Origin of the sequence: Vibrio sp. TBV020 (assembly GCF_046056895.1) — a bacterium.
Lineage (GTDB): Bacteria > Pseudomonadota > Gammaproteobacteria > Enterobacterales > Vibrionaceae > Vibrio.
Map to the genome: position 1 here is coordinate 198,805 of NZ_JBEEAQ010000001.1, position 12,832 is coordinate 211,636.

At 43.1% G+C, this 12,832-nt stretch carries 12 protein-coding genes and 1 pseudogene; 3 read left to right on the forward strand and 10 right to left on the reverse strand.

What is annotated here, in order from left to right; all coding sequences use genetic code 11:
* Nucleotides 1–113: 113 nt before the first annotated feature.
* Together nrdG and nrdD are read right to left on the reverse strand one after the other, a co-directional pair.
* Nucleotides 114–584: an anaerobic ribonucleoside-triphosphate reductase-activating protein gene (gene nrdG / locus AAFX28_RS00870; protein ID WP_408684781.1), complete on the reverse strand. Its 471-nt coding sequence runs from the start codon at nucleotides 582–584 to the stop codon at nucleotides 114–116.
* 77 nt (nucleotides 585–661) lie between these two features.
* Entirely contained in the window at nucleotides 662–2,782 is a 2,121-nt protein-coding gene (nrdD, locus tag AAFX28_RS00875; RefSeq protein ID WP_408684782.1) for an anaerobic ribonucleoside-triphosphate reductase, read from the reverse strand.
* 294 nt (nucleotides 2,783–3,076) lie between these two features.
* Here nrdD and AAFX28_RS00880 point away from each other — a divergent pair, with 294 nt between their 5' ends.
* A complete protein-coding gene (locus AAFX28_RS00880; RefSeq protein WP_408686789.1) occupies nucleotides 3,077–3,961 on the forward strand; it encodes an endonuclease/exonuclease/phosphatase family protein in 885 nt (294 codons plus the stop codon).
* On the opposite strand, the gene AAFX28_RS00885 is transcribed toward AAFX28_RS00880, so the two are convergent.
* The 3 genes and pseudogenes from AAFX28_RS00885 to AAFX28_RS00895 form a co-directional block, all read right to left on the reverse strand.
* Nucleotides 3,954–4,409, reverse strand: coding sequence for a DUF6691 family protein (locus AAFX28_RS00885; RefSeq protein ID WP_408686790.1), 456 nt, complete (start codon nucleotides 4,407–4,409; stop codon nucleotides 3,954–3,956). The two genes, AAFX28_RS00880 and AAFX28_RS00885, sit on opposite strands and share 8 nt — an antisense overlap.
* 12 nt (nucleotides 4,410–4,421) lie before the next feature.
* A complete protein-coding gene (locus tag AAFX28_RS00890) occupies nucleotides 4,422–4,835 on the reverse strand; it encodes a YeeE/YedE family protein (RefSeq protein WP_408686791.1) in 414 nt (137 codons plus the stop codon).
* A pseudogene (locus AAFX28_RS00895) lies at nucleotides 4,828–5,126 on the reverse strand (ArsR/SmtB family transcription factor). The gene AAFX28_RS00890 and the pseudogene AAFX28_RS00895 overlap by 8 nt, the downstream one beginning before the upstream one ends.
* A 192-nt stretch (nucleotides 5,127–5,318) precedes the next feature.
* On the opposite strand from AAFX28_RS00895, the gene AAFX28_RS00900 reads away from it, so the two are divergent.
* Nucleotides 5,319–6,977 carry an FAD-dependent oxidoreductase gene (locus AAFX28_RS00900; protein ID WP_408684783.1) on the forward strand — a complete coding sequence of 553 codons (1,659 nt, stop codon included), beginning with the start codon at nucleotides 5,319–5,321 and terminating at the stop codon, nucleotides 6,975–6,977.
* Nucleotides 6,978–7,156: 179 nt separating this feature from the next.
* Complete coding sequence (locus AAFX28_RS00905; protein WP_408684784.1) at nucleotides 7,157–7,342, forward strand: hypothetical protein; 186 nt, start codon at nucleotides 7,157–7,159, stop codon at nucleotides 7,340–7,342.
* Nucleotides 7,343–7,417: 75 nt separating this feature from the next.
* Here AAFX28_RS00905 and AAFX28_RS00910 read toward each other — a convergent pair whose 3' ends face one another.
* The 5 genes from AAFX28_RS00910 to AAFX28_RS00930 all read right to left on the reverse strand — a co-directional run bounded on the left by AAFX28_RS00910 (nucleotide 7,418) and on the right by AAFX28_RS00930 (nucleotide 12,822).
* A complete protein-coding gene (locus AAFX28_RS00910; RefSeq protein WP_408684785.1) occupies nucleotides 7,418–8,587 on the reverse strand; it encodes an MFS transporter in 1,170 nt (389 codons plus the stop codon).
* Complete coding sequence (locus tag AAFX28_RS00915; protein WP_408684786.1) at nucleotides 8,587–9,279, reverse strand: aspartate/glutamate racemase family protein; 693 nt, start codon at nucleotides 9,277–9,279, stop codon at nucleotides 8,587–8,589. The genes AAFX28_RS00910 and AAFX28_RS00915 overlap by 1 nt, the downstream gene beginning before the upstream one ends.
* 119 nt (nucleotides 9,280–9,398) lie before the next feature.
* Nucleotides 9,399–11,174, reverse strand: coding sequence for a class I poly(R)-hydroxyalkanoic acid synthase (phaC, locus tag AAFX28_RS00920; RefSeq protein WP_408684787.1), 1,776 nt, complete (start codon nucleotides 11,172–11,174; stop codon nucleotides 9,399–9,401).
* A gap of 58 nt (nucleotides 11,175–11,232) precedes the next feature.
* Complete coding sequence (locus AAFX28_RS00925; RefSeq protein ID WP_408684789.1) at nucleotides 11,233–11,580, reverse strand: phasin family protein; 348 nt, start codon at nucleotides 11,578–11,580, stop codon at nucleotides 11,233–11,235.
* Between the two features lie 33 nt (nucleotides 11,581–11,613).
* Nucleotides 11,614–12,822 (reverse strand): acetyl-CoA C-acetyltransferase, encoded by a 1,209-nt coding sequence (locus AAFX28_RS00930; protein WP_408684791.1) that lies wholly within the window; start codon nucleotides 12,820–12,822, stop codon nucleotides 11,614–11,616.
* Nucleotides 12,823–12,832: the final 10 nt, after the last annotated feature.

Consider the following 12,832-nt stretch of genomic DNA (forward strand, 5'->3'; position numbering starts at 1 on the left):
CATCTAACCTATAAATTCAGAAACAAATTTTATCGACTTAGCGCAAATCAGGATTAAAACCTGTAAAGTTTAACATACACGTAACATTCACAACTTTACTATCAGCGTTAAATTTACTGAAGCTTGAAGGTATGAATGATCTGGTTGGAACTGCCCCGCCACTCAAGGTTCAGGTCTTTCTTGTCCTGTTCAAATTTGCCATCAATCAGGACATCAATATATTCAACCACTTCTCTTTGGGCTTCATCAAGCTCACTTAATGTATAACCCGTCCAAACCCAAATATCTTTTCCAGGACACTCTGATTTAACACGCTTAACCAGCTTTAAAATGTCGGCGACATTCGCTGGGTGTAAAGGATCGCCACCAGATAACGATAAACCACGCTTTTTAATCCGAGTATCATTCAGATCTGCAATAATTTGATCTTCGGCCTCTTGAGTGAAATAGATACCAGAGTCCAAACGCTGCGTTGACTGGTTATAACAACCACGGCACTGGTGAACACAACCTGACACAAACAGTGTACAGCGCGTACCTGGACCATTAACAACATCAATTGGATAGTACTGGTGGTAGTTCATGACAAGACCTTCATAGACGAAAAGAAAATCAACCCTCGACAGGTTGATTTTCAGTAAATGAGTTTGGGTGCAAGCGCTTAAAGGTGCTTCACTCGACGCTTAACTTCTTCTTGTTTACCAAAGTTAAATGGGCGAGCATCTGGACTACCTAGGTAACCACATACACGACGCGTTACTGACACTTTGGTTGAGTCGTGGTTACCACAGCTTGGGCAAGTAAAGCCCTTACTTGTACAATCAAACTCACCGTTGTAGCCACATTCGTAACATTCATCAATCGGTGTGTTAGTACCGTAATATGGCACACGACTGTAACTGTAGTCCCAGACGTTTTCTAACGCTTCAACGTTACGCTGCATGTTCGGAAATTCACCATAACAAATGAAACCACCGCTCGATATTTCAGGATATGGCATCTCAAAATCGATCTTATCGTATGGATTTACTTTCTTCTCAACATCTAAGTGGAAACTGTTGGTGTAGTATCCTTTATCAGTCACACCCTTAATCACACCAAACTCTTTGTTATCGATGCGGCAGAAGCGGCTACATAAGTTCTCACTTGGTGTGCCGTATAGGCTAAAGCCATAACCAGTTTCGTCAGTCCAAGAGTTTACTGCTTCTTTCATATGCTTGATGATGCCAAGCGCTTTCTCACGAAGAACAGCGTCGTCATAAACATGTGCTTCTGTACCAAACAACGCATTAACCGTTTCGTGGATACCAATGTAACCCAACGAAATGGACGCACGCCCGTGCTTAAAGATATCAGCAATTGAGTCATCTGCTTTCAGACGAACGCCACACGCACCTTCCATGTACAGAATTGGCGCTACACGTGCTTTGACATTTTCGAGACGAGTAATACGAGTTTCTAATGCACGTCGAGCTAGCTTAAGTTTTGAATCAAGGAGTTCGTAAAACTTCGCTTCACTGCCCTTCGCTTGAATCGCGATACGTGGCAAGTTGAGGCTTACAACACCAAGGTTGTTACGACCTTCATGAACGAGCTCTCCGTTCTCTTCATAGGTACCAAGAAATGAACGACAACCCATAGGTGTTTTGAACGAACCTGTAATCTCAACGACTTTGTCGTAGTTCAGGATATCAGGGTACATACGCTTAGAAGCACACTCTAGAGCTAGCTTCTTAATGTCGTAATTTGGATCTTCCGCTTTGTGGTTCAGGCCATCTTTGATGCCAAAAACAAGCTTAGGGAATACCGCTGTTTTACGATTTTTACCCAGACCTGCAATACGGTTCTTAAGAATAGATTGCTGGATAAGACGAGATGCCCAGCTAGTACCAAGGCCAAAGCCAAAAGTAACGAAAGGAGTTTGGCCGTTTGCAGTATGTAACGTGTTTACTTCGTACTCTAGCGATTGGAAGGCGTCGTAACACTCTTTTTCAGTACGAGCCGTAGCAAACGCTTTTGCATCAGGAATATTCCATTCTTTCGCAATTTCGAAGTGCTTGTCGTAGCTTGTCATTACATACGGCTCTAATACTTCATCAATACGGTTGATTGTTGTTCCGCCGTAAATATGGCTTGCTACTTGTGCAATGATTTGCGCCGTTACCGCTGTCGCAGTAGAGATTGATTTCGGAGTATCGATCTCTGCATTACCCATTTTGAAGCCACGTGTCAGCATACCCTGCAAGTCTATCAACATACAGTTAAACATTGGGAAGAACGGTGCGTAGTCTAAATCGTGGTAGTGAATATCACCCTGTTCATGTGCTTGAACAATGTCACGCGGCAGAATGTGAGTTTTCGCATAGTGCTTAGCAACAATACCCGCAAGTAAGTCACGCTGCGTTGGAATCACTTTACCGTCTTTGTTTGCATTTTCGTTGATAAGATCTAAGTTGCTCTCTTCGATCAAACCTTCGATCTCTTGGGTCAACGCGCTTTGTTTCTCACGCGCTGTATCACGATCATGACGGTATTCAATGTACGAACGTGCCAGCTCTTTATAAGGGCCTTGCATCAATTCATCTTCAACAAGGTTTTGAACTTCAGTGATCTCAACTTCATCGCGATCTTGTAGCTTAAGCTCCACTGCCAACGCCACATTTAAGGCGTAGATAGCGATCTCTTGGCTATTGTGATCCGCTGCTGCTTCCACTGCTGCTTGGATACGGTCTCGACTAAATGGTGCTCTCGACCCATCACGCTTGATTACGATTGGTTTCACTGATTCTCCTTACCCTAAGCATACTCACAGAGTTATCCACAAAATACACTATATAGGCGATTTATTATTTAGCTGACACAAGATGTTGTGGCGTATTTAACGAGATGACACAGTCGAAAGTATTGATTTTGATCAATAAAATGAGAGCCTAGCTCAAGATCAAATCAATCTTGGTGGCATTGATCCAACTTAGAAAGTAAATCGTGAAAATTGCAAAAATGACGAATTTTCGACTTGATTTTTTGCGATGACTTATAGGATAAAGGTTGCAATAGAATTCAACACATCATCCTTATTGATATGCAAAAATCATGGCCACTTATTGGCGTTCTCACTTTATTCGGATCATTCAACAGTTACGCAGAAACTGTTTATTCTGCTTGGAATTTAGAATGGTTAAGTAGTACACCATCTACGAAGTTCAAACCTTCCCAACGAGAAGAACCCGACTATCAATCTCTAAGTCGCCATTTTGAATCTATGAATAGTGACGTGGTCGCGTTTCAAGAGGTGAATGATGTGTCTGCCTTACAACGAGTCATCGGTAATGAGTATCAGATCTTCTTTTCACATCGAGCGAAGCCGAAGAATCAACATCATCAGTTTAGTGATATAAACCAATACACAGGCTTTGCCGTTAAGAATGGTGTTTCGGTGATAGATAAACCAGACATAAGACTCGATACTTCACGTAACAGTAAGCTTAGGTATGCTAGCTACATCGTGGTCGACTCAGACTCGGAACAACCTATACATACTCTATCTGTGCACCTGAAAGCACGCTGCTCTGGCGCCTACAAGAGCAATAAATCATGTCGAACCCTCAAGGCGCAGGGTGAAATGCTTAATGATTGGATTCAAAAACGCGAGACAAACGGTGATGCTTATATAATCTTGGGCGATTTTAACCACAACCTAAACTATAAAGGCGATTGGCTATGGGCTGATATCTCTGAGAATTCAAATGCGATATTGGCAACAAAGAAAACCGAGGCAAAATGTAAGGTCAAGTCGCGTAACAATCCTGACAAAACACACCAATTCCGTTCTCTTATCGATCATATTATTGTAAGCAGTAATCTAAGCTTTAGCTCTCCTTGGCAAGACCTTTACAAAATCGACGATGTACTCAACAACCAAATGAGCGACCATTGCCCAGTTTCTACAGTGATTAAGTAGCTTTTGCCTCGTTGATTGGCTCTCTGTGGTTGAGAATTACTTTACCGATTAGAGAGCCCAGCATCATTGTGACGAGAAATAACAATACTGGATAGCCACCAAGCAAAGAACTAGAGATCGCTGGTCCAGGGCAAATACCGGCAATACCCCAACCGATACCAAACAATGCAGATCCTGCAATTAAACGCGAATCCACTTTCTTGTTTCCTATAGACGCTATCGCTTCTTGGCTAACACTGTGGGTACGCGGCTTTATGAGAAAAAAATAACTTGGCATAAATATCGACAATGCACCGCCCATAACAAAAGCAAGACTTGGGTCCCAACTGCCCGTTACATCTAAAAATCCAATGACTTTTTGCGGGTCAATCATTCCTGAAATAGACATCCCTAAACCAAAGAGTAATCCACTTAGTAAAGGAGAGAACGTAATTAGTATCTTTTTCATCATCAACTCTTCTTAATGTAATCGGACATAAACAGTGACAGCAGCGGTAGCCATAAATATCAGTGTCGCCACAATTGAGCGCGTTGAAAGTCTCCCAATTCCGCATATTCCATGGCCACTGGTACATCCATTGCCTATTCTCGTTCCAATCCCAACGAACAGTCCTCCGAAAACAATGGTAAGAAACGGTATTTGCTCAAATTCTGGCGTAGTGACCACAAACTGCTCTACTCCTAATGCTCCACCGAAGACCATTCCTCCAATAAACAACAAACGCCACAACACATCACCCGTTTTTGGAGAAAGAAGGCCATTAATAACACCACTAATCCCAGCGGTTTTTCCATTCATCAACATCAGTACAGTCGCGGATAGCCCAAGGAGTATCCCTCCCAGTAAAGACATCCATGGAATCATTTCAAACATCATCTTTACCTTCTGAGTCACAGAAAACACTATGTAACGTGCCGATCAACCGTTCAACACGTGGATCTGACAACGAATAGAACACTTGTTGCGACGACTTTCTCGCCACAATGAGGTTGTGTTTTTTCAATACGGTTAAATGCTGAGAAAAAGCAGACTGACTTAAGGTCGATTGCAACTGGAGCTCACTAACGCCCATTTCACCTTGTGTTAGTTGGCACAACACCATCAACCTCTCAGGGTGCGCCATGACTCTAAGCAATCAGACGCTTCTATAACGTTACTCTGCATTTTGGTTAACTCTGTCGCTTGCAAATTACGCCCTCACAAAACTTCAATTTACATTAGAGTTTACTAATTATTATAAATTAGTCAAACCTAATTTAGCAATAATGAAATTAGATAAATTAACATTAGACTTTGCTAATTAATGTTTTTATAGTGGTTACATCACCTCGTTATAAAAATTTGAAGGAGCGGGAAATGACTAAGATTGTAATTATTGGTGGCGTAGCTGGCGGAGCATCTGCTGCGGCAAGAGCACGTCGTCTAAGCGAAAACGCTGAAATCATCATGTTAGAACGCGGCCCAAACGTATCTTTTGCTAACTGTGGTCTCCCTTATCATATCGGAGGTGATATCAAGGAACGCAGCAAACTTCTTCTTCAGACTCCAGAGAGCTTCTTGGCTCGTTTTAATGTTGACGTTCGCGTGATGAGCGAAGTCACTGCCATTGATCGTCAAGCAAAGAAAGTGACGGTCACAAGCAGCCTAGATGGTAGCGAATATACTGAAAGCTATGATTTCTTACTCCTTAGTCCCGGAGCTGCACCGGTTGTTCCACCAATTCCTGGAATTGAAAACCCATTGACCCACTCCCTTCGTAACATTCCAGATATGGACAAGATTCTCCAACATATCAAAACCCATGATATCCGCCATGCTACGGTTGTTGGCGGCGGATTTATTGGACTAGAGATGATGGAAGCTTTCCATTCACTCGGTTTGAACACCACACTCTTGGAACTTTCCGAACAAGTGATGGCTCCCGTTGATAGAGAAATGGCTGGTTTTGTTCACGCTGAAATCAAACACAAAGGGATCGACCTTAAACTGGGTGTTGCGTTAGAGGCTGTGGAACATCAACCTCATCATACTCAGCCAAACCTTCAACTGACGCTCAGCAACGGTCAACAATTAGAAACTGATATTTTAATCATGGCAATTGGCGTTCGACCAGAGACCAAGCTAGCTCAGCAATCTGGCCTAGAAATCGGAGCTCTCGGTGGTATTAAAACCAATGAAATGATGCAGACTTCTGACCCCGCTATTTATGCTGTTGGGGACGCAATTGAAGAGAAAGACTTCGTTACAGGCGAGAGTACCGTCGTTCCCTTGGCCGGGCCTGCTAATAGACAAGGCCGTATGGCTGCAGACAATATGCTTGGCAGAAACGAACTTTACCATGGCACTCAAGGTACCGCTATTTGCAAAGTATTTGACCTCGCCGTTGCTTCAACAGGTAAGAATGAAAAGCAGCTTAAACGTGACAAGATCAATTATGAGAAAGTCTACGTCCATACCGCAAGCCATGCGAGTTACTACCCTGGAGCTGAGATAGTCTCATTCAAACTTCTCTTTGATCCTGCTACAGGTAAAATCTTAGGTGCACAAGCTGTTGGTAAAGACGGAGTTGATAAGCGTATAGACGTTATGGCGGTTGCACAGCGTGCTGGAATGACAGTAGAGCAACTCCAACATTTAGAGCTCACATACGCTCCGCCATATGGTTCAGCTAAAGATGTTATTAACCAAGCTGCATTTGTTGCGAATAACATCATCAAAGGCGATTCTATGCCAATTCATTATGATGAGGTAACCAACCTCTCTGATGACCAGATTCTTCTCGATGTTCGCAACCCAGGTGAATTAGAGTCAGTTGGCTACCTTGATGGGGCAATCAATATTCCAGTTGATCAACTCCGCCAGCGCATGGATGAGCTACCAAAAGACAAAGAAATCATCATATACTGCCAAGTTGGATTGCGTGGTAACGTCGCGTACAGACAATTGGTTAACAACGGATACAAGGCCAGAAACCTCATCGGTGGCTATCGAACCTACCTGCACGCTCAAGCGTAATCGACACTACACTGCATTTGGGGAGCACTCGCTCCCCTTTTTTGTTGCTACAACTTGTGGCCCATATCACTACTACCTTGGTATAGAGGCTGATCGAAATTGATTTAGATCAATTAACCACATACAGATTAAGGTTATGTTGACTATGTGTTAATAAGTCTTTAACAAAGGATTGAGTTATGGAATTGAAACAAGACCCTCGCTGTTATACCGATGTTTGTATTGATGGAAAATGGTTTCACCATGATCACTGTACAACCAACGCTTACATGCTAAAAGGTGGTGCATCTTGTGCGGTTGAACTGAAAAAGATGCCAGAAACAGAAACTGAACTTATTGAATTAATTCAACACAATCTAAATTAAACTCTTTCTTTGAATTATCTCAGTAAACATCAAAAAGGGCTGCTAGATTGCAGCCCTTTCATTTTTCAATTTCAACTAGGCCATTGATTGACGTGTTTTGTATGTATTTAGGCCAAACAACACGAGGACGACTAATACAACTGGAAGTACATAGATATTCATCATCTCCCATCCGACTGTCGACTCCAACCATCCAGAAAGTAGAGCCGTTATCGTCACGCAACTGAAGACAAAAAATTCATTGAATGCTTGAGCTTTGGACTTGTTCTGAGGTGCATAGGATTGACTAAATAAACCCGTTGCAGCAATGAACATAAAGTTCCAACCTACACCGAGCAATATAAGTGCAATGCTAAAATGCCAAATAGACTGGCCATGAATATTGATAGCAATACAAAGCACAAACAGTAGGCCACCGACTAAGATCATCTTCCTTGCGCCAAATCGTTCAACGAGGCTACCAGTAAAGAATGCAGGGACAAACATTCCTAACACGTGCCATTCAATAACACCGGCCGCTTTTTCAAAGTTGAATCCGCAACCAATCATTGCAAGTGGTGTGGCAGTCATCAGAATATTCATCACGGCATACGCCACCATGGCAGCAAAGACAGCTAGCATAAAGTTTGGAGCTGTGATGATTTCTGCAAGTGGCTGCGCCTTCTCCTGACCATGAGACTTGTTTAAAGAAGGAAAGTGAATGGTCTGTAGTAAGCAGAGGGCTAAGATGTTCAAGCCTATCAACGCCATAAACGCTCCGACGTACAATCCGTCGGAGGACCACTGCTGAGAGTAAATAGCCAAGTTAGGACCCAACATCGCAGCTAATACGCCACCAGCCATAGATATTGATATTGCTCGATGCCTTGCGCTTTCATCACAAACTTCTATTGCGGCAAAACGATAAAGTGTCCCAAACCCAATCCCGATACCAAGTAGAAAAGTACCCACGCAAAACAGATAAAACAGTTCTTGTGATAGCGCGTATGTGGCAACACTCGCTCCGCTAATCCCAATCAAGTTGCCAATACTGAATCCTTTTTTACGTCCTAAGCGTCCCATAATTAGCGAAGCTGGAATAGTAGCACTCATCAGTCCTAAAAACTGAAGAGCCACTGGGAGCGTAATCAAACTAGCACTGGGGGAAATGGCTTTTCCGACCAACCCTATGACAGAGATAAGCAAAATGTTCCCAGTCATTAACAATGCTTGGCAAAGAGAGAGCAGCCATACGTTTCGATTCATTAGCTAAGCGCCCTTTCGACTGCGGCTTGAACGTGCAGTTCTACCGTATCAAAAAGAGGAACGTCTGTTTCATGTTGTTGAACTAACAAACCTATTTCAGTGCATCCAAGGATCACCCCTTGAGCACCATTCATAGCAAGATCATTAATAATCGTGTGATAGTCATCTTTTGAACGACGATGGATTTTACCAAGACACAATTCATTATAAATCACGTCATGTACCAACTTTCTCTGAACGCCATTTGGGACAAGCACTTCGATACCAAATTTGTCTGTCAGCCGCTGCTTATAAAACGCCTGTTCCATAGTAAAGGCAGTCCCTAGCAGACCTATTTTTGTAATACCTTGTTTCTTTAGTGCTTCACCAGTCGAATCTGCGATATGCAGTAAGGGGATCGAGACCGCTTCTTGTACCTGATCAGCGACTTTATGCATGGTGTTGGTTGCAATGAGAACAAAATCTGCCCCAGCTCGTTCAATGGACTGGGCAGCATCACATAAAATCTCAGCGTTTTTACCCCATTCTCCGCTACGTTGTAGGGCTTCCACTTCTGAAAAATCGACACTATTGAGAATGACTTTTGCTGAATGAAGTCCGCCCAGTTGTTGCTTGACGCCCTCATTGAGCTGTTTGTAATACGTCGCCGTTGACTCCCAACTCATTCCACCAATAATCCCGATCGTTTTCATGCTGTTTCCCTCTCATATGGTCGTTACAAATAATTAAACAGATCGACCATGACATTACAAATAAAAAGGCTTCCAACATTGAGAAGGAAGCCTAATTGGTTTGACTCTTTACGCAGTGGCTATTTTAAAGCTATTGGTAGCACTTGCTTCACATAGTCGCCTGGTGCTGGTGACAACACTGGAAATTGCTCGCTGCCTACTGGGAATGGGTCGATTTGCTCCTCGGCATTAAAACTCATTAACCATTGATGCCAATGTGTCCACCAAGAACCTTCACTATGCTTGGCATTAGCTAGCCATTCATCAGCGCTTTCGTCTAGTGTGTCGCTCGTCCAATAACCGTATTTCTCTTTGTCTGGATGATTAACAATACCGGCAATATGTCCCGACTCACCCAGAACAAATGTCTTATTACCACCCACATTCAGAGCCCCACGATACGTCCCTTGCCAGAGAGCAATATGGTCTTCTTTGGCCGATATAAAGTAACTCGGGATTTTGATCTTGTTGAGATCAATCCAAACACCACCAATTTTCACGCCCTTGTCTTGCACAAGTTTGTTGTTTAGATACAGCTCTCTTAACATAAAGTTATGTGTCTTGGCTGCTACATTAGTACTGTCACTGTTCCAATAAAGCAGATCAAAATCGACCGGGCTGTTACCTTTAAGGTAATTATCTACATAGTAATTCCAGTAAAGGCTATTTTCTCGTAGCAAACTAAACGTCACACTCAATGAACGTCCATCCATATAGCCTTTTGCAGAGTTCTGCATTTCTATGGCATTAAGTATGGTGTCATTGATGTATGCTCCGACTTCACCGGGCTGCGAAAAATCGAGTAAGGTCGTGAAAAATGATGCGCTTTTAATGCGCTTTTTCATCCGTTTCGCCGCGTAATAAGCAATCGTACTCGCCAAAACAGTCCCACCAATGCAGTAACCCGCAGCATTGACTTGGTCTTGTCCTGTAATATCTTCGATTGCTGATACCGCCTTAGCGACACCTTCAGTGACGTAATCACCAAACTCAACATCACGCTGCTCAGATCCAGGGTTACGCCATGAGATCATAAATACCGAATGGCCTTGCTCTAGTAACCAACGCACCATTGAGTTCTTCTCGCGCAAATCAAGAATGTAGTATTTATTGATAAACGGCGGGACTATCATTAGCGGAGTAGAGTTAACCTGCTCAGTAAGAGGACGATATTGAATCAACTCAAACAATTGATTTTGGTAAACGACATCACCAGGCGTGTTCGCAACATCTTCACCGATTCGAAACGCATTATTGTTGGTCATGCGAATCTTTAAAATATCAGCGCTCGACTCTGCATCTTCCTTCAACTGCTCTAAACCGGTTAATAGGTTTTGCCCATTTTGTTCCAGTGTTAGCTTCAGAAGCTCTGGGTTTGTCGCAATATAGTTGCTCGGTGAGAGCGCGTTGATGGCTTGTCGTGAGAAGAAGCTGATACGTTCTTTAGCTTTTTCATCCAAACCTTCGATGCTATCAATAGTCTCAAGATACGTTTTGCTGAAGAGTAGATAAGACTGCTTAATGAAGTTAAAGAATACGTCTTGCTGCCACTCTTCATGAGAAAAGCGTTTGTCACCTTTCTCTGCTTTGATGACATCTTCAGCATTTGCACTAAGCGCAACGTTTTGCCAAATCTGCAACTGTTGTTGCCACCAATCCGCTTGTATTTTTAATAATGCTGCGGGTTGATTAGCTGCGCTCTCAAACAATTTTGTTGTGTCTTCGAAGTTCACCTCTTGCATTGCTTTATTCAGAGGAGAGTTTGCGGCTGCCCTGCTCAGTTCTAGATCTTCCCACCATTTTTGATTGGTTTCTTGGAGCTTAACAAGGTAGTCCGAAAAGAAGTTTTGTAACATGGTTAGACTCCTACGATCGGAAAAAAATGCCGCCTTTCGGCGGCTAATATAGGCAGTGTTATGCGGGAGTCACTGTCTTAAGGTTTTCCGTCGTCATCTGTTCTACATCATCTTTAAATTCTTTCGCTACTGCTTGCAGCTTATTGCTATCGTCCATCATCTGTTGCGATAGTTTTGTCAAAACACTTAGCTGCTGGCTGTTAAACGCAGTCAAAGAAGTCACATCTTTAATCTCACTTGCAGCTTTCATTTGAGCTAAGCCCATTTCACTATAAGTGCGCATTGCGTTGAGCTGGAGCTCAGTCAACACTTCGACGTTTTTGGTAACAAGCTTATTGAACTTTAGATACGGTTCCATGCTCTTTTCTGTTTGATCGCTGAATGTTTTAAAAAAGTCTGTATACATGAGTAATGCTCCTAGGTTAATTCCATTTAAAAATTAGTTAATAGACTTGATGATTATTGCGGTACCCATACCACCACCAACACATAAAGATGCCACGCCATATTGCTCACCTCGACGGTTAAGCTCATGAATGAGTGAGACTAGAATTCGGTTACCCGACGCGCCAAGTGGGTGTCCAAGCGCAATGGCTCCACCATTGACATTTGCCTTATCCAAAATGGAAGAAACACCAACTTCATGCTTCTCTGCCAATTTATGAATGACTCCTAATGCTTGTGCGGCAAACGCTTCATTCAGTTCGTAGAGGTCAATGTCTTCAATGCTCAACCCCGCCTTATCCAAGGCAATACTGATCGCTTCCACAGGCCCTAAACCCATTAGTTCTGGCTCAAGCCCTGATTGGCCGTAGCTGACTATCTCTGCGAGAGGTTTTAATCCGTGTTGTTTGACTACCGATTCACTTGCAACAATTACAGCACTCGCGCCGTCATTAAGCCCTGATGCATTCCCTGCGGTTACCGTTCCTTCACGATCAAAAGCAGGGCGCAACTTAGATAAACCACTCAGTGTAGCTTCCGCTTTGGGATATTCGTCCGTATCAAAAACCACAGTTTCTCGACGCTGTTTTACGTCAACAGGCACAATTTCTTGCTTGAATTTTCCAGCTTCAATCGCTGAAACAGCTTTTAACTGGCTACCTAGAGCGTACTCATCTTGCTGTTCACGGCTCAGATTAACTTCTTTCGCGATGTTTTCAGCGGTCACGCCCATATGATATTGGTTATAGACATCCGTCAAACCGTCGTTGATCAAAAGATCTGTAAGATTCATGCTACCCATCTTATGACCGTCTCGAATTCCAGAAGGTACTGTGAATGGGATCTGGGACATTACCTCAACGCCAGCAGCGACAACTATTTGCGCGTCCCCAGCTTTAATATGACTTGCAGCATCCATCACGGTTTTCATTCCGCTGCCACAAACCATGTTTAGGGAATATGCTGGAACCTCATTTGGGATCCCGGCGTAAATGGAAGCTTGGCGGCCAACTCCCATACCTTGTCCAGCACTAATTACGTTACCAACAATCACTTCATCGACTAGGTTCGGGTCGACATTACCTTCTGTCAGCACAGACTTAATCGCAATCGAGGCTAAGTTGCCCGCAGATGTATCTTTTAGCATTCCACCAAAAGAGCCAATTGGTGTGCGTTTCGCAGCAACAATAAATACTTTTTCCATTATTTCACCC

Bases quoted from the DNA above. Each gene is read 5' to 3' on its own strand.
- nrdG (WP_408684781.1), bottom strand. From the start codon at position 584: ATGAACTACCACCAGTACTATCCAATTGATGTTGTTAATGGTCCAGGT.
- AAFX28_RS00885 (WP_408686790.1), bottom strand. From the start codon at position 4,409: ATGAAAAAGATACTAATTACGTTCTCTCCTTTACTAAGTGGATTACTC.
- AAFX28_RS00890 (WP_408686791.1), bottom strand. From the start codon at position 4,835: ATGTTTGAAATGATTCCATGGATGTCTTTACTGGGAGGGATACTCCTT.
- AAFX28_RS00900 (WP_408684783.1), top strand. From the start codon at position 5,319: ATGACTAAGATTGTAATTATTGGTGGCGTAGCTGGCGGAGCATCTGCT.
- AAFX28_RS00905 (WP_408684784.1), top strand. From the start codon at position 7,157: ATGGAATTGAAACAAGACCCTCGCTGTTATACCGATGTTTGTATTGAT.
- AAFX28_RS00910 (WP_408684785.1), bottom strand. From the start codon at position 8,587: ATGAATCGAAACGTATGGCTGCTCTCTCTTTGCCAAGCATTGTTAATG.
- AAFX28_RS00915 (WP_408684786.1), bottom strand. From the start codon at position 9,279: ATGAAAACGATCGGGATTATTGGTGGAATGAGTTGGGAGTCAACGGCG.
- phaC (WP_408684787.1), bottom strand. From the start codon at position 11,174: ATGTTACAAAACTTCTTTTCGGACTACCTTGTTAAGCTCCAAGAAACC.
- AAFX28_RS00925 (WP_408684789.1), bottom strand. From the start codon at position 11,580: ATGTATACAGACTTTTTTAAAACATTCAGCGATCAAACAGAAAAGAGC.
- AAFX28_RS00930 (WP_408684791.1), bottom strand. From the start codon at position 12,822: ATGGAAAAAGTATTTATTGTTGCTGCGAAACGCACACCAATTGGCTCT.